Raw genomic sequence first — 21,166 nt, 5'->3', positions numbered from 1 at the left:
AGTAATTCCGTAAACCTTCTGGTTGGATATGAATGATTTACACCGGCCGAAGCACCCTGCTTAAGCAGTAGGTACCCGTTCAACGACTTTAAATGAAGGAGATTCCTCTTGAGTGAATTCAGTTCGTGTTTCATTCTTTTTCATTTGCTTCTCAAACTCTTCGCTTACCTCATTTTCAATGCCGAAAATATCAATAAATAACTGCAACGCCTCATCTGCCTGATCAGTGCCAGCAAATTCTTTTGCCTGCGTAATCGGCTCTTTCAGCAATTGATTAATAATACTTTTCGTATGCTTGTTAAGTACCTTTTTCTCACGTTCCGTTAAACTTGGTATTTTCCGTTCAATACTTTTCATTGTTTCCGATTGGATAGACAATGCTTTTTGTCTGAGAGCAGATATTACTGGAATAACTCCTAGTGTCTTCATCCATTCTTTAAATTGGACAATTTCTTCTTCTAGCATTATTTCTATCTGTTCTGCAGCTGCTTTTCTCGCTTCTAAATTATCATCTACAATGTGCTGCAGGTGGTCAATATCATATAAAGCAACCTGATTGACTGCTGCAATATCCGGATCAATATCCCGTGGAACAGCTATATCTACTAAAAATAATGCCTTATCCTGCCGTTTCTTTTGGACCTTTTCAATCGCTTCTCTGGATAAAACAATCGATGCAGAACCAGTAGAGCTGATTAGAATATCTGCTTTTTCTAATACAGATCCCAGTTCATCTATTCCAGCTACATTGGCATTGAATTTAGCAGCCATCATCTCCGCTTTTTCCTGTGTGCGGTTAATCACTGTAATTTCACCTGCGCCGGCGCCCTGAATATTTTTTGCTGCTAATTCGCCCATTTTTCCGGCTCCTAAAATAGCAATATGCTTATTGCTCAAATCACCGAATTTTGCTTTTGCTAATTCCACAGCAGCATAACTGATGGACACCGCATGTTCACCAATTCCGGTTTCTTTATGCATTCGTTTCCCAAACGTAATCGCTTGTTTAAACAGCTCATTAAAAATCGTGCCTGTTGTATTTGCCTGCTGTGCTTGTAAGAAGGCTTGTTTGAGCTGGCCAAGAATTTGTGTTTCTCCAAGCACCATCGAATCAAGGCCGGTTGTTACTCGGAATAAATGTTCTATAGCACCATCATCTTCTGTTATTTGCAGGTATGTGGAAAAGGTTTCTTTTTCTTCTCCAAACCAGTCTGCTAAAAATTGTTTAATATAATATCTGCCAGTATGAAGCTGATCTGCTACGGCGTATACTTCCGTCCGATTGCATGTTGAAACAATCACATCTTCAAGAATACTTTTTTGATCCTTCAATGCAACCATCGCTTCTGACAATTTATTTTCGTCAAATGTAAATTTTTCCCTAACCTCTACAGGGGTTGTTTTGTAATTAAAACCAACCTTTAAAATATGCACAGTACTACCCCCACTACAATAAAATGATTTATACTTATTATTATTAACTAATAATCATTATAACATGTCATAAAATGCTGTACGTGCTAAAATGTGAACAGAATCTGAAACAATTGGCACGTAATATAAGAATATGTATCGTTAGGTGATTCATGCCGGTTAAATATAGACGCCTGCTGCAACGACTTATTCCGACTGTAATGTAACATAACTGAAACTTTATAGCAAGGAACACGCTTTCTTTTACGTCTTTCTGCACTTAAAGACTTTATTTATTACACGACAGTTTGATACATTAGAATAGTATGGAAATGGGAGGAGGATCTTTTTGTGAAGAGAAAGCATTCATTGCTTGCTTATTTATGTATCGGAATCGGTATTTTTCTTTTATTCCGGGAACTGCGGATTCCATTTTTTGTTGATCTTTACTCATGGCAATCTTTTCTTATTGTCATCGGGATTGGTATTATTATTCACAGTTATACGACAAAAACATATCAGAATTTGTTTATAGGTACGTTACTTTTCGGAATCGGAATCCATCTGCATGGCATAAACCACTATTCCTTTTGGGTCGATGATTGGTCTGTCTACCTCATTATTATAGGACTTGCCTTTATTATCCGATATACCAAAACGAAAAAAGGGTTTTTCTCAGGCGCTGTTTTTATTCTTGCAGGTTTACTTTTTCTTTTTTCGGAACAACTCTCGATATATACCAGCTGGTTGGAGCCGATTGTTTCCTTTTTGGAACGCTTTTGGCCCGTTTTACTTGTTCTTTTAGGTATTATTATGCTCAAACGTAAATAAAGGATACGGTCAGGAGCTTTTGCTTCTGCCGTATCCTTTATTATTTGCTTAGATAAAAGATTTTATAGCTGACCAGACCGCATCTTTCCCATCTCCGGTCTCTGCAGAAAAAGGAATGAAAATATCTTCCGGATCCATGTCCAGTACTTTTTTCGAGCGTTTGATATGCTTATCCTGCTTTGTTTTCGGAATCTTATCCTTTTTTGTTCCAATAACAATCACCGGCAGCTCAAAGAATTTCAAATAATCATACATCTGCACATCATCATCTGTCGGCTCATGACGTAAATCCGTAATCAGAATAACAGCCCGGAGCGGTTCTCTGTTTTTAAAATATTCTTCCATCATTCCGCCCCATTTTGCCCGTTCCTGTTTAGATACCTGCGCATAACCGTATCCGGGAACATCAACAAAATAAAGAGATTCATTAATTAGATAGAAATTTAACGTTTGTGTCTTTCCTGGTTTAGATGACGTTCTTGCCAAGTTTTTCCGGTTAATCAACTTATTAATTAAAGAAGATTTCCCGACATTGGAGCGGCCCGCAAGTGCAAATTCCGGGTATTTCTCCGCTGGATATTGCTTCTCACTGACAGCACTGATGACAATTTCTGCTTGATTAACTTTCATGTTGTCCGTCCTCCTTTACCAATGCGATTTCTAATACTTCATCCAATGATTTTACTGGAATAAAATCAAGATTATCGCGAATGCTTTCAGGTATATCCTCGATATCTTTTTTATTTTCCTCAGGTATAATAATCGTTGTAAGCCCTGCTCTATGCGCACTCAATGATTTCTCTTTTAATCCGCCAATCGGCAGAACGCGCCCGCGAAGTGTAATCTCTCCGGTCATACCGACTTCTTTTTTTATAGCTCGCCCTGTTAATGAAGAGACAAGCGCCGTCGCGATGGTAATCCCAGCTGAAGGTCCATCCTTCGGCGTTGCTCCAGCAGGAACATGAATATGAATATCATATTTTTCATAAAAATCCGGCTCAATCTGCAATTGTTCTGTACAAGAGCGGACATAACTAAAAGCTGCCTGCGCTGATTCCTGCATCACGCCGCCAAGCTTCCCGGTGAGTTTCAAATTCCCTTTGCCGGGATAATGCGTTACTTCAATGGATAAAATATCTCCGCCTGCCGTTGTATACGCAAGGCCTGTTGCCGCTCCAACCTGATTCTCTTCTTCAATCATTCCATAGCGGTACACCGGTTTACCGAGATATACTTCCACCATACGCTCCGTAATAACAATGCGATCTTTTCCTTCATCCGTCACAAGTTCTTTAGCTGCTTTACGGCAAAGCGTGGCAAGTTGTCTTTCCAGCCCCCGTACACCTGCTTCTCTTGTATAAGTTCGGATTAACTTCAAAATAGCTGATTCACGGATCTGTACCTTGCTCTTCGTCAACCCATTTTCTTCAATTTGTTTCGGCAAAAGGTAACGTTTCGCGATATGCGTTTTTTCAACTTCTGTATAACCCGGGATAGAAATTAACTCCATCCGGTCCAGCAAAGGTTCCGGAATGCTGTTGACATTATTTGCCGTAGCAATGAAAAGCACATTTGATAAATCATAGGTTTCTTCAATATAATGATCGCTAAAATTATGATTTTGTTCCGGATCTAAAACCTCCAACATAGCAGAGGATGGGTCTCCCCTGAAATCATTGGACATTTTCTCTATTTCATCGAGTAAAAAAACCGGATTAACCGTTTCTGCACGACGCATCCCTTGCATAATTCTTCCCGGCATGGCACCAATATAAGTCCGGCGGTGTCCACGGATTTCCGCTTCATCCCGAACGCCTCCCAAAGAAATGCGGACAAAATTCCGATCGATTGCACTGGCAATTGATTGAGCCAGAGAAGTTTTTCCAACCCCAGGCGGTCCGACTAAACATAAAATCGGTCCTTTTATCGTGTTGGTCAATTTTTGAACAGCTAAATATTCCAATATACGTTCTTTCACCTTTTCCAAACCATAGTGATCTGCATTGAGTACTTTTTCCGCTTTTTTTAATTGGATATTATCTTCTGTTTTTGTTTGCCACGGAAGCGCGATGAGCCATTCCAAATAATTTCGGATTACAGAACTTTCTGCTGATGACTGTGGCACTTTCTCATAGCGCCCCAGCTCCTTCAAGGCAACATTGCTGATTCTTTCTGGCATATCGGACTGTTCAATTTTTGCACGTAGCTGTTCCAAATCGCTCGTCCTGCCATCACGGTCACCTAATTCTTTCTGGATAACCTTCAATTGTTCCCTTAAATAATATTCTTTTTGGGTTTTCTCCATAGACGTTTTAATCTTTTGTCCTATTTTCTTCTCCAGAGATAATATTTTTTGCTCGTCGGCAATGACATCTAAAAGTTTATGTATTCTTTCTGTCACATCAAAACATTCGAGTATTTCCTGCTTGTCATCCAGTTTTAAAGAAAGATGGGAAGTAATCATATCCGCTAAACGGCCTGGATGATCGATATCCCCAACGGTTTTAAATGTTTCTTCTGTTAACTTCCGGGAAACTTTTATGTATTGCTGGAATTGATCAAGTAACGAACGCATTAATGCTTCTGTTTCATATTCATCTCCAAGAATATCTTCTTTCTCTTCTACTTCTACAATAAAGTTCGCTTCTTCTTCCAAGTAACGGACAACCTCAGCCCGGTAATATCCCTCTACCAGTACTCTTTGCGTGCCATTTGGCAGCTTTGTAATTTGCTTCACTTTTGCAACGGTACCAATGTTATATATATCAGAAGGATCCGGGTCATCTGAATTCATTTTCTTTTGGGAAGCTAAAAATATGTATTGATCTGCCTGCATAGCTTGTTCTAAAGAAGCAATCGACTTATCCCTGCCTACATCGAGGTGTAATACCATCGATGGAAAGATGATTAATCCCCGCACAGGCAACAGCGGCATTTTAAAATAATTTGCTGCCATACATTCACCCCTTATTCTGTTTTATTATTTTCTCTGTAAGGCTCTTTCTCAGTGTAAAAAAAATTCATCAAAAAGTAAACACTGTTGTATCTTCTTTTGTTATAAATCATTACTTCAATAATCATGAAGCGGAAAAATGCAGATTCTCTAACCAGAACCTGCATTTCCCCCATTTTTTATTTACGTTTCTATTATGCACTTTCTTTTGGGAATTTTTCATTTCCTTCTTGAACGGTGCCATCCTGGAAAACAAGTTTTGGACTGCCATTTTCCTGGATAACTGTATCTTTTGTAATGACACATTTTTCAACGTCTTCCCTGGATGGAAGATCGAACATGACGTCTACAATTATCCCTTCAATAATAGAGCGAAGACCCCTTGCACCTGTTTTTCGTTCAATTGCTTTTTTAGCAATTTCATTCAGTGCTTCTTCTTCAAAATCCAGCTCGACATTATCGATTTCAAACAGCTTTTGATATTGCTTGACCAATGCATTTTTTGGCTTGGTAAGAATTTCAATAAGCGCATCCTCATCCAATGGTGTCAGGCTGCCAATTACTGGAATACGTCCGATGAATTCCGGAATGAGTCCATAACGAAGTAAATCTTCTGGAAGAACTTTCGTTAACAGCTCTGCTGTAGTCAATTCTTCTTGTTCTTCATTGGCTCCGAAACCAATCACTTTTTTACCGATACGGCGTTTAACCACTTGATCAATTCCGTCAAATGCCCCACCGACAATAAAGAGGATATTGGTTGTATCGATTTGAATAAATTCCTGATGTGGATGTTTTCTTCCGCCTTGAGGAGGAACACTTGCCACTGTACCTTCAAGAATTTTTAGAAGAGCCTGCTGTACACCTTCTCCGGATACGTCTCTTGTAATAGACGGATTTTCAGATTTTCGGGCTACTTTATCAATTTCATCGATATAAATAATGCCTTTTTCTGCTTTTTCTACATCATAATCAGCAGATTGAATTAGCTTGAGAAGAATATTTTCTACATCTTCCCCGACATATCCTGCTTCTGTTAAGGATGTCGCATCCGCCATTGCAAATGGAACATTAATAATTCTCGCTAATGTTTGAGCTAATAACGTTTTCCCGCTACCAGTCGGTCCAATCATTGCAATATTACTTTTCGCTATTTCTACGTCTCCGTTATTCATACCGGAGTTAACACGTTTGTAGTGATTGTATACTGCGACAGAAAGGTTCTTTTTCGCTTTATCCTGGCCGATAACATAATCATCCAGGATATCACAGATTTCTTTCGGCTTTGGAATTTCATTCATTTCCATGCCTTCCTCTGTGCCAAGCTCCTCTTCAACAATTTCTGTACATAATTCAATACATTCATCACATATATAAACACCGGGACCAGCTACCAGCTTACGGACCTGTTCTTGACTTTTGCCACAAAAAGAACATTTTAGCTGCCCTTTTTCTTCATTAAATTTAAACATTACTTTTCGCCGCCTTCCTAAACAATCTCTGAGACTTTCTCAACACTTCTTTACATATATTAACGTCTGAACCTGCCACTAACTTTCGAACCTCTTCCTCGTTCCTGTCACAAAAAGAGCATTGGGACTGGCCATTCTCAACATTTATCTTTGAAACAACTCCACCCGCTTTCTCATGAGCTATGACAGGCCAGCAGTCAGCTTTATAATTCATCATATCAGATACATATAGAAATACAAAACAATATACTTTATACAATTCTTCTAGTCCATTGCATGGTAACTCTGTCATTCCAGTATGCATTATTTCTTTTAAATGTCAACTATTTGCCATTATATCTGTACAGCGTGTTTCGAATAGCTTTTCAGGCCGATAAAGTGAAACGTGGTAAGGCAAGTTTTTAAGGGAAGTCCTTGTGCAAAGAGCAAAAAAAGATTCAATCTTTTTTATTTCGCCAAAAAACCCCATTTTTCGACTTTGTCCTCATTAACAGGAAAGACAAGGCACGTATCTTAGCGCACCTTGTCTTTTTATCCTCTTTTTTATTTATTCCCTGTTCATTTATTTTGTTGTGCTGTGTTCCACTAAGAAGTCAATAGCAGCACGTGTTTTCAGATCATTTTCAAGCATTTCTGTTGAACCGCCAAGCATTTGTACAAGTTGCTCTTTTTCAACACCGTACATGGAACTCATTTTCTCAAGTTCCGCGTCAATGTCTTCTTGACTAGCTTTCAAGTCTTCTGCTTCAACAATTGCTTCTAAAGCAAGGTTTGTTTTCACGCGTTTTTCAGCATCTTCACGCATTTGCTCTTTTAATGCATTCTCATCTTGACCGGAGAATTGACTGTACATTTCCATTGTCATTCCCTGCATTTGAAGCTGCTGTTCAAATTCACGGTACATTTGATCCACTTCCGTATCTACCATTGCTTTCGGTACGTCTACTTCCACATTATCTGTGACTTGTTGAACCAATGCTTCCCGTTTTTCGTTTTCAGCTTGCTGTTTTTTGTTTGCTTCAAGCTCTTCCCGTTTTTTCGTTTTTAACTCATCAAGCGTTTCAACGTCTTCGTCTACGTCTTTAGCGAATTCATCATCCAATTCAGGAAGTTCTTTCGCTTTCACTTCATGAATTTTCACTTTAAACACAGCTTCTTGACCAGCCAGGTCTTCTGCATGATACTCTTCAGGGAAAGTAATTGGAACTTCTGTTTCATCACCGGCTTTTTTACCGATTAATTGTTCTTCAAATCCAGGGATAAATTGTCCGGAACCAATTTCCAATGAATGATTTTCGTCTTTACCGCCTTCAAACGGCTCACCATCTTTGAATCCTTCAAAATCGATTACGGCTGTATCGCCCTCTTCAATTTCTTCATCCTCTTTAACAACTAATTCTGCATGACGTTCACGAAGATTTTCAATTTCTTGTTCTACATCTTCATCAGTTACTTCTACAGATTGTTCTTCTACTTCCAATCCTTTATATTCACCAAGTTTCGCTTCCGGTTTCACTTCTACTTCAGCAGTGAAAACAAGCGGCTGTCCTTTTTCAATCTGGTCAATATCAATCGATGGTTGCGCAATTGGGAAAATGTTTGCTTCATCAACTGCTGCAGAATAAGCACCCGGAAGTACAATATCTACTGCATCTTGATAAAGTGATTCTACCCCAAAGCGTTTTTCAAAAATACTGCGAGGTATTTTTCCTTTACGGAATCCAGGAATTTGGACATCCTTTGATACTTTTTTAAATGCCTGGTCTAACGCTTGATCAAATTCTTCTGCAGAAACTTCAAACGTTAATACTCCTTTGTTGTCTTCTTGTTTTTCCCATTTTGTTGTCATTATTATTCCCTCCAAAATCAAATCTATCATTACATTTCATTATTCGTTTGATTAATCAATTTCCCTAATTTACAACCACCTCATTATAACACAAATCTTTCGTGTTTCAAGCATTTAACTATTCCTCAATGATACTTAAATAGAGGGAGTTACAAATTTTTATAGATTCCATCCAGGATTCAGCAACATTATCCAGTTCCTCCTGCGGTGTATCCAACTGTAAATACGCATTTCCGAGCGTATAGACCGCGTCTATAAAAGCATAGATATCATTTTTTTCAGGTGTGAACGGATAGGTCACATAAAAATAACGATAGACGAGCTGTCCAATCAGATTTAATAAAGTAGGATTGGCTTTTACTCTTTCTTCTAATTCTTTCATTATAAATAGGTAACTCTCCTCGTTATCTATCCTGGTCAGTTCAGATGGCTGAATGATTGTATTTGTCTCAAACTTATGTATGTGGACTGATCTCTCTACACCAGCTTCTTTAAGCCATTTTAATAAAGCTGTTTTAATAACCGGATGAATGTGAGGATCTTCAAGCAACTTGATGTTTTCCTCCTCAGGATCTGCTTTTAGCCGCCTGAGATGCTCAAGCAAATTCCATTGTTTCATATAATCCTCTTGGTGCACAGCTTCTTTAAATTCTTCCTGAAAACCTCTGGCATTATCTTCATCAATTCCCATTTTCATATTCCCGCTCATTTCATATAACTGTTGAAAAGGCTCTTGAAGCATATCAGGAATCATATTATGTTCAAACTCGATTTCTAACAGATCCATCAAATGCTGGTACTGACTGGTTTGAAACAAAATGGTTAAATAGATGTGAAAGTAATGATAATAATGTGCATCTTTTCTGGCTAATAAATTTTCACTAAGCTGTTCAGCATCTTTATAATTTCCTAATTCCATCAGGCACATGATTTTACCGATATATATTTCATGGCTTCCTTCATGATAATCAATCAGACAATTTAGTTTTTCTAATGCTTCTTTATATCTTTTTTCTTGCAGTGCATGTAACCCTTCTTCTTCTAGCTGCTTTTTTGTATTCGGAAATAAGATTACCTTTGTGCTATCTTTCATTTGCTCACCTCTATTCTGGATTACCAAAATTGTTTATCAAATCTGTTATACCCATATCCTACATGATTTAAACTATTAATTATAGAGTTTGTTAATAAAGAAACTTTTAACCCTTAAGAAATTCCTTTCGTATCGCCGTTTTGAAATGGAAGTCACCAATCATATCTTTTTTAAAAAGTAAATTTTAAAAAAAGAAAAGCCCTACAACGCCCGGCGCTGTACGACTTTTGATGATGTCCCAGGCAGGATTCGAACCTGCGACCCATAGCTTAGAAGGCTATTGCTCTATCCTACTGAGCTACTGGGACAAGAATGGAGCGGGTGAAGGGAATCGAACCCTCGTCATCAGCTTGGAAGGCTGAGGTTTTACCATTAAACTACACCCGCAATTACTGTACGTTTATCTCTCTTATTATGTACGCCGTTTTTAACGGACAAGTAATATTATATGTGTAGAAGAAGTTTTTGTCAACAGATTTTTAAATTTTATTTTCCAGTTTTAATAATTTCTGGTTAAAGCTGGGTGTAAGCAGTTCATATCCTCTCTTCCAAACAAATATGAACTGCTTTACTACTTTTTTATAAAGAAATGTGATAAGTCATATCTTCTACTTTTCCACCTTTTAAAGTATAAAAATCCACTTGAACATCATTTGCTTCTTCCCAGCTCAAAATCGCATATGTTTTCTCCACACGGTTTCGAGGCATACGAATACTACCCGGGTTAATAAATAATTGATGACCAATTTTTTCAGCACCGGCAATGTGTGTATGACCAAAACATACGATATTTGCGCCCTGTTCTTCAGCTGCATAAGATAAATTAGTTAAACTGCTTTTCACTTGATGAAGATGGCCATGTGTCACGAAGAAACGAAGGCCATGTAAATCAATGACTTCCTGTTCTGGATAGAGCGAGTCAAAATCACAATTCCCAGCTACCTTATAAAATGCGCTCAGCTGCTCAGCATCAAAATCCAGCTCAGAATCACCGCAGTGGATGTATAAATCGGCAGCATGCTTTTCCTTCATTTCTTCCAGTTCCTTTGTCAATCCATGACTGTCACTGGTAATCAGTACGCTTGTCATTATATGCCTCCTCTTCTCTCTTTACACAGGTGCCCTTCCTTAAAATCCTTTATAGAATCAGGTTGTATTTTATAATAGATGGATTTTATTTTCTAATTGATGCATTGCCATGTTCCGGTGGCTTATTTGATTTTTTTCAGCCGGATCAAGTTCTGCCATTGTTTTTTCGTACCCTTCCGGAACAAAAATAGGATCATACCCAAAACCGTTTTGTCCACTTTGCTCTGTTTGAATATGACCTTCACAATAACCCGTTACAAACATGGTTTCCTCCCCGGGACGGGAAATCGCTAAAACACAAATAAATCGGGCATCACGCGCATCATTAGGAACTTCTTTCATTTCCCCCAGAATCTTATCGATATTAGACTGATCATCTGTAGGTTCCCCGGCATATCTTGCAGAATAAATACCAGGTCTGCCTTCCAGGCTATCAATAATAAGTCCTGAATCATCGGCAAGCGCCGGTTGTTGAAAACGATTGGCAATCTGTTCCGCTTTGATAGCTGCATTTTCCACAAAGCTTTCTCCAGTTTCTTCAATATCTGGAATATCCTCTTCCAAGTCCAGTAAAGAAACAACCTCAATGTTATGAGGAGCAAAAAAAGCCCTGAACTCTTTCACTTTTCCTTTATTTTTGGTTGCAATAATAATCTTCTTCACTGCTTATCCTCCAATAAAATCAGTTTTGATTAACTAAATCTGTAATAGATCCCAACGTTTCTTTTTGTTTATCAATTAACGCTTGAACACCTTGTTCACCCAATTGTAACATTGCTTGTAATTGCTGTGCATTGAATGTAGCTTCTTCTCCCGTTCCCTGCAGTTCAACAAACTCACCTTTTCCTGTCATAACAATATTCATATCGACATCCGCTGTACTATCCTCCAGATAATTCAAGTCAAGTACTTCTTGTCCATCCGGTAATACACCGACAGAAATTGCTGCTAAGAAATCGGATACTGGAAACTCCTTAAGCACTTTATTTTCAACGAGCTGATGGAGTGCCGTTACCATAGCTATGTACGCACCTGTAATGGATGCAGTTCGCGTTCCGCCATCCGCTTGAATAACATCGCAATCAATCCAGATTGTCCGTTCACCAATTTTTGAAAGGTCAACAACAGAACGTAAAGCACGTCCGATTAATCGTTGAATCTCCATGGTTCTTCCACTTACTTTCCCTTTGGAAGATTCCCGAATATTACGCTGCTCCGTTGCACGAGGAAGCATCGCGTATTCTGCTGTAATCCAGCCCTTTCCTTGTCCTCTCATAAATGGAGGTACTCTATCTTCTATACTCGCATTACAAATTACTTTTGTCTGACCCATTTCCATTAGTACCGACCCTTCCGGATGGGTAATATAACCTGGTGTTATTGTAACTGGGCGTAATTCATCTGCTTTTCTATTGTCATGTCTTTCCATCTGATTTCCTCCTTATTTCACATTACATAGCTTATCATATTTTCTAAAAAAGAAACATGAGAATGCTGCGGAAGGAATAACAGCCATATTCCAGGCTACATAAAAAAAAGTACCTGAAGAGGAAGTAAATCACGCTTCAGATACTTTGATTTATCATTTTACAGTTCTTCACCTGGTGTATATAACTGTGCAGATACCGGTGCTGAATAAGGTTCTCCGTTTTCATTAAATACTTCATCCACATTTTCAACCTGAACATTCACGGCGTCTATATCTGGCTGCTGTGTTAATGTTCTGACCACTGTCTCCATCACTTCATCTGAAATAATATGTTGTTCAGCATCCATTAGAATTCCTTCGTTAAATGTCAAGTTGGCGACGCCTTCCTCGATAACCGGATCTTCTGTTAAAGCAGCTTCCGGACTGAATACATTGACAACTTGATTTTGATAACCAGGACCATCCATCAGCTCATTAATAACGCCTGCTATGTCACTCTCATCTTCCATCTCTACATATTGCGTAACCGGGACATAATAACGGTTGTTTTCTTGTTCTGCCGGATAAAACATCGTTACCGGACTACTATTAAAATAGTCCAACGTATCATTGTTTGTGAGATTAATGCCATTTGCCCGCGTATATCCATTATTAATCGGTGTCCCATTGACAGGCATTTCTTTTAAATCAACACCGTCTACCCGAAGCTTGACTTTATGGACATTATCAAATTGTGTCAAAGTATGCGTAACAGCTTCTAAAATAGGCAGCTCCGATGACGCTTCATATTCTGAAAAATCCTCGGATAAATCAACGACAATCGTACCATCCTCTTGCAGGTCAATACCAAGAACTTCCGTATCTTCTGGAAGCACAGCCTGAAATCCATTCGGCAACATTGGCGTTATTGGACCACCTTTAACCATATATTCAACCACCTGTTGTGCCACTTGGTTTTCTTCCGGAACAGGCAGATCTACCATTTGTGAAGCAACCATGCCATTCGAATCAATTAAGTACAGCTCTCTGGAAACCGTATCTTCCGCTTCCGCAGGAGTAGCTGCAGTATCTTCCCCTTCTTCTGTTTCTTCGCCATTCACTGCTTCTGCATTTTGTGGAGGGTCTACCTCTTTTGATGACTGTTCTCCTTTAAAGCAACCAGCTAACAAGACTAATATTCCAAACGCCACAATTAATCGGATTATTGATTTACCCATGCAACTACCTCCCAAGATGGTTTGTACTATTAATTATACGAGCTCCCTTGCTGAAATAGACCATGAATTGGGTAGTTTAACAAACAAAAACGGAATAAATCTTTCTAAAGCAGCTAGTATTTCTTTATTCATCCGTGGTAGAGCGACTTTTAAAGGAGATAGAAAACTTTCATACAACAACTATACGTCTTGAAAGTATGTAAAAACGCCTGAACTGTAAATGCATTTCGTTACAGCTCAGGCGTTTTTAGTTCTATCAATAATGCTTTCCCGCTGTTATTACACGGCCTGCAGGTCAGCATGTTTAATCGTAAGCACTTCAAATTGGCTATCTTTAAATATTTTTTGTGTAATATCTATAAAAATCTCCAAATCTCCGGTTGCATAAAATTGATGCAGCGGCATTTGACCATTATCATTCGCAATTTGGTGAATATCTAACGTCGTGCTTGTCTCTCTCGCGGTTTCTTCGCTGGAAGAAATAACCTTGATCTCCTCGCCGACCACCTCTTGGATGGTATCTTTTAACAAAGGATAATGCGTGCAGCCCAGAATCAATGTATCCATTTTATCATGCTCTATAATCGGAACTAATGCCTTTTCGACTACCTGTTTTGCTTCCGGTCCATCCAGCAAGCCTTTTTCCACCATTGGGACAAACGCCGGACAAGCCAAAGATAGAACTTCAATTTCTGACTTGATTTGACGAAGTGCATAGCTGTAAGCTTCACTCCGTACGGTTCCTTCTGTCCCGATAATGCCGATATAATCATTTTCTGTCGACTTAATCGCAGCTCTTGCCCCAGGCTTAATGACACCAATAACGGGTATATCCAGTTTTTCATGTAAATCTTTTATCGTAAACGCTGTTGCTGTATTACAAGCTATCACAAGCATTTTTATGTTTTTTTCCAACAAAAAATGGACCATTTCCCAAGTAAATTGTTTTACCTCTTCTTCTGTCCTTGGTCCATATGGACATCTTTCCGTATCTCCTAAGTAAATAAGTGGTTCTTTTGGCAGCTGTCTCATTAGTTCATGAACAACTGTCAGACCGCCCACACCGGAATCAATGACACCAATCGGCTGTTCCAAAATTCTCTCTCCCTTTTGTTTCTTTACTTTTCATTAACTTGCTTCATTTCATCATGCAAAAAGCTTAATAATTCATTTAACGTGTCTTTTTGCTCATCTGAGAATGGTGATAAAACATCCTGTAAATATTCCTGGCGTTTTTGAATAACTTCTTCGATAATATGTTTCCCTTTTTCCAAAAGATGAATCCGCACCACACGACGATCATTGGTATCCCGGACACGCTCTACCAATTCATTTTTCTCCAGCCGGTCGACCAAGTCTGTCGTCGTACTAAACGCATGGCTGATTCGGTTAGACAATTCGCCTACTGTCAGGTCTCCCTCCTCCAAAAGCCATTGCAGTGCAATAAACTGTGGGGAAGTTATCGGATAATGGTGTAAGATTTTTCGTCCATTTTGTTTAATCATACCGGAAATATATCGCAACTGTTTTTCCATTTTATGAACTGCTTCTACTTCTTGATTCTTTTCCAAACCAATACCCCCTAAATGTAAAATCCACTCTTGGTATTTTAACACTAATTGTGTCGCATTTGTTGTAAATTTATTTCATCGCAATATAACTGACTGGGACTGGGGCTGCGATTACTCGCCTCATTGAAGGGCTATTGCAAGATTCCCAATTTGAGCAGAGAAAGTGTTGGACAATCGAAGCAGCAGTCGGATAGCCAGTAGCGGGTCTACTCGTTCCAGTTTATGAGATGCACGTTATAGAACCGCTGTCACATACTTCCCCTTTATTCTTCTCCTATTCAACGAGCATATCCCTCACAAATTAATTTTTACTTTATATACTTGTAATACATAGTAACCTAAAAATAACTTCTTGAAAACTTTTTTAAAGCAAAGCAGTCAAATTCTCTTCAAAAATGTACGCACTCTTTTCTTTCAGCCTTCATAAGCTATATCGACTAAATAATTTCCCTTCATGATGCAGTTCTATAAAGCAAGGAGGGGGTAACATTTGAAGGAAAATGGGTATAAACCGAAGCAGCTACTGACCAAACGCGAGAAAGAAGTGTTTGAACTATTAGTACAAGATAAAACAACGAAAGAGATTGCCCAAGAGCTATTCATCTCAGAAAAAACTGTGAGGAACCACATTTCAAACGCGATGCAAAAACTGGGGGTAAAAGGCCGTTCACAGGCTGTTGTTGAATTGCTTCGCATGGGCGAATTAAAACTATAAACACAAAGATAAAAGAAAACGATAAATCAGGATGTTATTCGAGATCAAAATACATTTACTTTCTTATTTTATTTGATTTTTATTTTGAGCTCATATCAATAAATGCATGGAATGGTAAGATTTCCCGCAATTGCTCTTGCCATTTAGTCGTATTCTTTATCGTCATTCCTCACAGATATCATCTAAAGCTATATGAAGGCGCTGTATAAGTCTGAGTTTCGTAAAAAGGAACTCAGACTTTTTTATTTTATTTTTGCAGAGAAATTGTACGGTAAAAAAGAAAAATAGCATCTATTACTATTGAATTAGTTATGGTAAAATTTACTTATTATACATACAGGGGTGGTCAATGTGAAAAAAGAAAAAATAGGTCTGCTTAAAAAATGGCATTTATTGTTGATTGCGTTTATCACAGTTGCTGCATTTTTAAGCGGTTGTGGAGATGAAGAGGAAGCAGCGGAAGAACCAGATCAAGTAGAAACAAATACTAATGATGAAGAAGCACCAGAAGAAGCCAAGGATGAATCTGACGAATCGCATGAGGCGGAAGAAGCGGAAGAAGCGGAAGAAGCGGAAGAAGAACCTGCTCAAACCGAAGAAGCGGAAGAAAAGGAAGAAGATTTTGTTGAAGTAGAAGAGCTTGATAATCTGGAAGAAGAACCTGCTGAAGCTCAAGCGTCTGAAGAAGTTGAGGAAGATCTTACTGAAGCAGAGGAATTTGATGATTTAGAGGAACTTGATGAAGTAGAAGAAGAGCCTGCTGAAGAAGAAGCACTTGACGAAACGGAAGAACTTGATGAAGCGGAAGAAGATACTTCCGAAATAGAAGAAGCTGGAGAAACTTTATCCCAGCAAAACGCAGTGAGTGCAGCTAGAGATTATATAAGTTATTCATCTTTCTCAGAGAGTGGTTTAATCGAACAATTGGAATTTGAAGGATTTAATAATGAAGAAGCAACTTATGCTGTGAATCAACTAGACGTTGATTGGCAGGAACAGGCTGTCTTCACGGCTGAAGATTACTTGGCCTATTCTAGTTTTTCAGAAAGCGGTTTGATTGAACAGCTCGTTTTTGAAGGGTTCAGCAATGAGCACGCTTCTAATGCTGTCAGCCAACTAAATGTTGATTGGCAGGAACAAGCTGTTTTAACAGCTGAAGACTATTTAGCTTACTCTAGTTTTTCAAAAAGCGGTTTGATTGAACAGCTCGTTTTTGAAGGGTTTAGTAATGAGCATGCTACCTATGCTGCGGAACAAGCAGGATTATAAAATAGTTCGCTTTAGTATAAAAGTCATCCTAAATAAAGGATGACTTTTTCTTTCTATTTAATCGGGTTGTTACATGGCAGTTGGGAATATCTGAAGCTTTTAGGAGTATTTTTAAATACGTGCTATGTCTCTATTAATTTCTGTTTTAATGCCTCGGTCAATTTTTGCGGTTCTTTCTTTTCTGTATCCATATACACTAATCTTCCCCGGGCTGTCAGTATAACTTCCTCTTGCCTCACGACTTTATAGTGAATATCAAAAGAAGTATTTCCAACAGACGCTGTTTTCACATAAACACGAATATCATCACCGAAATAAAGCTCCTTCAGATAATTACATTGCAAATCGACGACAATAATTCCATCTTTTTGGCGCATATCCTTTGATAAAAAGCCTATATGATGTAAATAAGCAATGCGGGCTTCTTCAAAATAAATAAAGGGGGATACATTATTCACATGCCCATACATATCTGTTTCAGAGAATCGAACCGATACAGGGATATAGAAAGAAAATTCCTTTTCCCACGTTAAAAAATCTTCAATATAAGAAATACGACTCATACACCCTTTTCCTCTCTCTTTTATAATTTGGTGCCAGGAATTCAACCGATTTTCGAAGCGCTTACATTTTTTATTGAGAAAGAACCCTAACCTGGATTTGGTCAGGGTTCACTCTTTATCTATTAAAGTGCTGCGTCGCTTCCAAAGAAGTTTTTAAAAGCTTGAATATTGGTAGCACGGTTCATTGCGGCAATAGAAGTTGTCAAAGGAATTCCTTTCGGACAAACTTGCACACAGTTTTGAGAGTTTCCGCACCCGTCAATACCGCCATCTTCCATTAAACCGTTCAAACGTTCACTTGCATTCATTTCTCCAGTTGGATGAGCGTTAAATAAACGCGCTTGGGAAATGGCAGCAGGACCAATAAAATTCGAATTGTCATTGACATTTGGACAAGCTTCCAAACAAACACCGCATGTCATACATTTAGATAATTCATATGCCCATTGACGTTTATTTTCCGGCATACGTGGTCCAGGACCTAAATCATGTGTTCCATCAATTGGAATCCATGCTTTTACCTGTTTTAACGCATCAAACATACGCTCCCGGTCAACAATAAGATCGCGGACAACCGGGAATGTTGACATTGGTTCTAAGCGGATAGGCTGCTCCAGCTGATCAACCAGCGCTGCGCAGGACTGTCTAGCAGTACCGTTAATTACCATGGAACATGCACCACAAACTTCCTCTAAGCAGTTCATGTCCCACATAACAGGTGTAGTTTGCTCTCCATTCTTATTGACAGGATTTTGCCGGATTTCCATTAAAGCAGAAATAACATTCATATTCTGTCTATAAGGTATCTCAAACGTTTCCTCATAAGGAGCAGAATCCGGGCCGTCTTGTCTTGTGATAATAAAAGTAATTTTACTTTGTTCAGCCATTTCGTTTACTCCTTTCTAATGTTTAGTTGTATAATCTCGTTTACGAGGCGTAATCAAAGAAACATCCACATCTTCATAACTAAATACCGGCTCATTATTTTTCGCATCATATTCTGCGATAGTTGTTTTCAGCCAGTCTTCATCATTACGTTCCGGGAACGCTGGTTTATAGTGGGCTCCACGGCTTTCATTTCGATTGTATGCACCTTTCGTGATCACACGAGCTAATTGAAGCATATGTTTTAATTGACGGGTAAACATAACACCCTGATTGTGCCAGCGGGAAGTATCATTAATATTAATATTTTCCCAGCGTTCTATCAATTCGACAATTTTCGCATCTGTTTTCAATAATTTATCATTATCACGGACAACCGTTACATTATCCGTCATCCATTCTCCAAGCTCTTTATGAATTTGATAAGCATTCTCTGTACCTTGCATATTCATCAGCTTATCAAAATCTTCTTGTTCTGCTTCTTCACGAGATTGATAGAGTTCATCCGGAAGTTCTTCCACATGCTCGTCCAAGCTTTCAATATATTCAATTGCACTTGGACCTGCCACTGTACCACCGTAAATTGCTGACAATAAGGAATTGGCGCCGAGACGATTACCGCCATGCTGTGAATAGTCACATTCGCCGGCAGCAAAGATTCCCGGAATACTTGTCATCTGCTTTTGATCAACCCATAGGCCGCCCATGGAATAATGAACTGCAGGGAAAATTTTCATCGGTACTTTACGAGGATCTTCCCCGACAAACTTCTCATAAATCTCAATAATTCCACCAAGTTTTACATCCAATTCTTTTGGATCTTTATGAGATAAATCAAGGTAAACCATGTTTTCCCCATTAATGCCAAGTTTTTGATTGACGCACACATCAAAAATTTCTCTCGTTGCAATATCACGAGGGACAAGGTTACCATATGCCGGATATTTTTCTTCAAGGAAATACCATGGTTCCCCGTCTTTATACGTCCAAATACGACCGCCTTCTCCACGAGCTGACTCACTCATTAAGCGGAGTTTATCATCGCCGGGAATGGCAGTCGGATGAATTTGAATAAATTCTCCATTTGCGTATTTTGCTCCCTGCAAGTAAAGTTTACTTGCTGCTGAACCTGTATTAATCATAGAGTTGGTTGATTTACCAAAAATAATTCCAGGTCCTCCTGTCGCAAAAATGGTTGCATCGGATCGAAACGCCTTAATTTCATGTGTTTTCACATTTTGAGCCACAATTCCTTTTCCAACACCATTTTCATCAATAACAGCTTCCAGGAATTCCCAACCTTCAAATTTCGTAACAAGTCCTTCCACTTCATAGCGGCGAACCTGCTCGTCTAAGGCATATAATAACTGCTGACCTGTCGTTGCCCCTGCATATGCTGTACGGTGCATCTGCGTACCGCCAAAACGTCGGAAATCCAATAATCCTTCCGGCGTACGGTTAAACATAACGCCCATACGATCAAACATATGTATAATACCTGGTGCAGCATCACACATTGCTTTTACTTGCGGTTGGTTAGCGAGAAAGTCTCCACCATAAACTGTATCGTCAAAGTGCAGATCCGGAGAATCTCCTTCACCTTTTGTATTAACCGCTCCATTAATACCGCCTTGTGCACATACAGAGTGAGAACGTTTTACAGGTACGATAGAAAATAGATCCACATTTACTCCTGCTTCAGCAGCTTTGATTGTAGCCATCAAACCGGCTAAACCGCCGCCGACTACAGCAACTTTTTTACTCATTCGTTAGCTCACTCCTTCTTTCATTTCATTACTATTTAGACACCATATGCGAATGCAAGTAATGATCTCACCCCTAAATAGCCGACTGCTAAAAATACAATCAGACATACATACGTGGAAATGCGCTGTGATTTTGGTGTTTGCGTAATTCCCCATGTTACCAGGAAGCTCCACAATCCATTTGCGAAATGGAATACAGCTGAAAGAACCCCTACCACATAGAACCAAAACATCGGTGTGCTCGTCAAAATACCTTCCATCAGACTGTAGTCTGCTTCAGCATTTCCTAAACCAATCTGAACGCGTGTTTCGATTACGTGCCATGCAATGAAGACAACAAGAAAAATTCCAGTGAACCGCTGTAATGCGAACATCCAGTTACGGAAAAATCCATAACGTCGTGTGCTGTATCTAGATGTGAAAACAATATAAACACCTAAAATCGCATGGAACAAGATTGGTAGATAGATTACAAGTGTTTCTAATACCAATACAAATGGCAAATTAGCCATAAAACCAGCTGCTGTATTAAACGCTTCTTCTCCATACACAACAAAATGATTGACAAATAAATGTTGTACTAAGAAAATACCAATCGGTACAACTCCCAGTAACGAATGTAGTCTTCTAAAGAAGAACTCACGTTGTTCTGCCATGTTTACCCCCCTTTTGAAACGTAATCCCATAATATGTATACTACAAAAATAAAGCCTTTACAAAAACGTATAAATTTATTTTCATAGTACAGCCAATAACATCTATTATTGTACTTCTTACAATCTAAAGCGTCAAGAATTCCCAACTACCTTATTTTAAGAAAAAGAAAAAGATTCTCTTCAAAATATCTTTTCAGCAGGAAATGTTGATATAATTCTATAAGACACATGGATTTTTCTAATAGACTCAACTTTCGCATCTAAGGATAAGCATCTAAACCTTACTGTTTCAGGATGAACATTGTATATAGCTCCCGCTACGGAAAAACACTACGCTAGTTCGTTTTATCGCTATTTACCTGTATAGAACATCCTGCTAGCGGAGGCGGACCGTT

The 21,166-nt window shown here is 38.8% G+C and carries 20 protein-coding genes and 2 tRNA genes; 3 read left to right on the top strand and 19 right to left on the bottom strand.

Features of this window, described 5'->3' with window-relative positions:
* Nucleotides 1–60: 60 nt before the first annotated feature.
* On the bottom strand, nt 61–1,434 hold the full coding sequence (gene hemA, locus B7E05_RS10890; protein WP_080874219.1) for a glutamyl-tRNA reductase: 1,374 nt from the start codon (nt 1,432–1,434) through the stop codon (nt 61–63).
* Between the two features lie 330 nt (nt 1,435–1,764).
* On the opposite strand from hemA, the gene B7E05_RS10885 reads away from it, so the two are divergent.
* The gene (locus B7E05_RS10885) at nt 1,765–2,244 is read left to right on the top strand and encodes a LiaI-LiaF-like domain-containing protein (RefSeq protein ID WP_080874218.1); all 480 of its coding nucleotides are present in this window, start codon (nt 1,765–1,767) and stop codon (nt 2,242–2,244) included.
* 48 nt (nt 2,245–2,292) lie between these two features.
* On the opposite strand, the gene yihA is transcribed toward B7E05_RS10885, so the two are convergent.
* From yihA to B7E05_RS10815, 14 genes are all read right to left on the bottom strand, one after another.
* The gene (yihA, locus tag B7E05_RS10880) at nt 2,293–2,874 is read right to left on the bottom strand and encodes a ribosome biogenesis GTP-binding protein YihA/YsxC (RefSeq protein WP_080874217.1); all 582 of its coding nucleotides are present in this window, start codon (nt 2,872–2,874) and stop codon (nt 2,293–2,295) included.
* A complete protein-coding gene (gene lon, locus B7E05_RS10875; RefSeq protein ID WP_080874216.1) occupies nt 2,864–5,200 on the bottom strand; it encodes an endopeptidase La in 2,337 nt (778 codons plus the stop codon). The genes yihA and lon overlap by 11 nt, the downstream gene beginning before the upstream one ends.
* Before the next feature lie 191 nt (nt 5,201–5,391).
* On the bottom strand, nt 5,392–6,669 hold the full coding sequence (gene clpX / locus B7E05_RS10870) for an ATP-dependent protease ATP-binding subunit ClpX (protein ID WP_080874215.1): 1,278 nt from the start codon (nt 6,667–6,669) through the stop codon (nt 5,392–5,394).
* The gene (locus tag B7E05_RS22690) at nt 6,662–6,883 is read right to left on the bottom strand and encodes a ClpX C4-type zinc finger protein (RefSeq protein WP_425435110.1); all 222 of its coding nucleotides are present in this window, start codon (nt 6,881–6,883) and stop codon (nt 6,662–6,664) included. The genes clpX and B7E05_RS22690 overlap by 8 nt, the downstream gene beginning before the upstream one ends.
* Before the next feature lie 348 nt (nt 6,884–7,231).
* Nucleotides 7,232–8,518: a trigger factor gene (gene tig, locus B7E05_RS10860; RefSeq protein WP_080874213.1), complete on the bottom strand. Its 1,287-nt coding sequence runs from the start codon at nt 8,516–8,518 to the stop codon at nt 7,232–7,234.
* A 118-nt stretch (nt 8,519–8,636) separates the two neighbouring features.
* Nucleotides 8,637–9,611, bottom strand: a complete 975-nt coding sequence (locus B7E05_RS10855) for a tetratricopeptide repeat protein (RefSeq protein ID WP_080874212.1) — start codon at nt 9,609–9,611, stop codon at nt 8,637–8,639.
* Nucleotides 9,612–9,845: 234 nt separating this feature from the next.
* A tRNA-Arg gene (locus B7E05_RS10850) sits at nt 9,846–9,919 on the bottom strand.
* A 5-nt stretch (nt 9,920–9,924) separates the two neighbouring features.
* Nucleotides 9,925–9,998, bottom strand: a tRNA-Gly gene (locus tag B7E05_RS10845).
* A 192-nt stretch (nt 9,999–10,190) separates the two neighbouring features.
* Entirely contained in the window at nt 10,191–10,700 is a 510-nt protein-coding gene (locus B7E05_RS10840; protein WP_080874211.1) for a metallophosphoesterase, read from the bottom strand.
* A 69-nt stretch (nt 10,701–10,769) separates the two neighbouring features.
* Nucleotides 10,770–11,363, bottom strand: coding sequence for an XTP/dITP diphosphatase (locus tag B7E05_RS10835; protein ID WP_080874210.1), 594 nt, complete (start codon nt 11,361–11,363; stop codon nt 10,770–10,772).
* Between the two features lie 19 nt (nt 11,364–11,382).
* Complete coding sequence (gene rph, locus B7E05_RS10830) at nt 11,383–12,129, bottom strand: ribonuclease PH (protein ID WP_080874209.1); 747 nt, start codon at nt 12,127–12,129, stop codon at nt 11,383–11,385.
* Between the two features lie 158 nt (nt 12,130–12,287).
* Entirely contained in the window at nt 12,288–13,346 is a 1,059-nt protein-coding gene (locus tag B7E05_RS10825; RefSeq protein ID WP_080874208.1) for a GerMN domain-containing protein, read from the bottom strand.
* Nucleotides 13,347–13,625: 279 nt separating this feature from the next.
* Nucleotides 13,626–14,441: a glutamate racemase gene (gene racE, locus B7E05_RS10820; protein WP_080874207.1), complete on the bottom strand. Its 816-nt coding sequence runs from the start codon at nt 14,439–14,441 to the stop codon at nt 13,626–13,628.
* A gap of 23 nt (nt 14,442–14,464) precedes the next feature.
* A complete protein-coding gene (locus B7E05_RS10815; RefSeq protein ID WP_379591074.1) occupies nt 14,465–14,881 on the bottom strand; it encodes a MarR family winged helix-turn-helix transcriptional regulator in 417 nt (138 codons plus the stop codon).
* Between the two features lie 526 nt (nt 14,882–15,407).
* Between B7E05_RS10815 and B7E05_RS10810 the strand changes: the two genes are divergently transcribed.
* Together B7E05_RS10810 and B7E05_RS10805 are read left to right on the top strand one after the other, a co-directional pair.
* The gene (locus B7E05_RS10810; protein ID WP_080874205.1) at nt 15,408–15,632 is read left to right on the top strand and encodes a helix-turn-helix domain-containing protein; all 225 of its coding nucleotides are present in this window, start codon (nt 15,408–15,410) and stop codon (nt 15,630–15,632) included.
* Between the two features lie 351 nt (nt 15,633–15,983).
* Complete coding sequence (locus tag B7E05_RS10805) at nt 15,984–16,901, top strand: Ltp family lipoprotein (RefSeq protein ID WP_143833218.1); 918 nt, start codon at nt 15,984–15,986, stop codon at nt 16,899–16,901.
* Between the two features lie 122 nt (nt 16,902–17,023).
* Here the strand turns inward: B7E05_RS10805 and B7E05_RS10800 are convergent, their stop codons facing one another.
* The 4 genes from B7E05_RS10800 to B7E05_RS10785 form a co-directional block, all read right to left on the bottom strand.
* Complete coding sequence (locus B7E05_RS10800; RefSeq protein WP_080874204.1) at nt 17,024–17,464, bottom strand: acyl-CoA thioesterase; 441 nt, start codon at nt 17,462–17,464, stop codon at nt 17,024–17,026.
* Between the two features lie 122 nt (nt 17,465–17,586).
* Nucleotides 17,587–18,351, bottom strand: coding sequence for a succinate dehydrogenase iron-sulfur subunit (gene sdhB, locus B7E05_RS10795; protein WP_080874203.1), 765 nt, complete (start codon nt 18,349–18,351; stop codon nt 17,587–17,589).
* 15 nt (nt 18,352–18,366) lie between these two features.
* Entirely contained in the window at nt 18,367–20,115 is a 1,749-nt protein-coding gene (gene sdhA / locus B7E05_RS10790; protein WP_080874202.1) for a succinate dehydrogenase flavoprotein subunit, read from the bottom strand.
* Between the two features lie 35 nt (nt 20,116–20,150).
* Nucleotides 20,151–20,771 carry a succinate dehydrogenase cytochrome b558 subunit gene (locus B7E05_RS10785; RefSeq protein ID WP_080874201.1) on the bottom strand — a complete coding sequence of 207 codons (621 nt, stop codon included), beginning with the start codon at nt 20,769–20,771 and terminating at the stop codon, nt 20,151–20,153.
* Between the last annotated feature and the right edge of the window lie 395 nt (nt 20,772–21,166).

The sequence above is a fragment of the Oceanobacillus timonensis genome (genome assembly GCF_900166635.1).
Classification (GTDB): domain Bacteria; phylum Bacillota; class Bacilli; order Bacillales; family Amphibacillaceae; genus Oceanobacillus; species Oceanobacillus timonensis.
The sequence above is the reverse complement of the archived record's forward strand: the minus strand, read 5'-3'. Positions and strand labels throughout refer to the sequence as shown.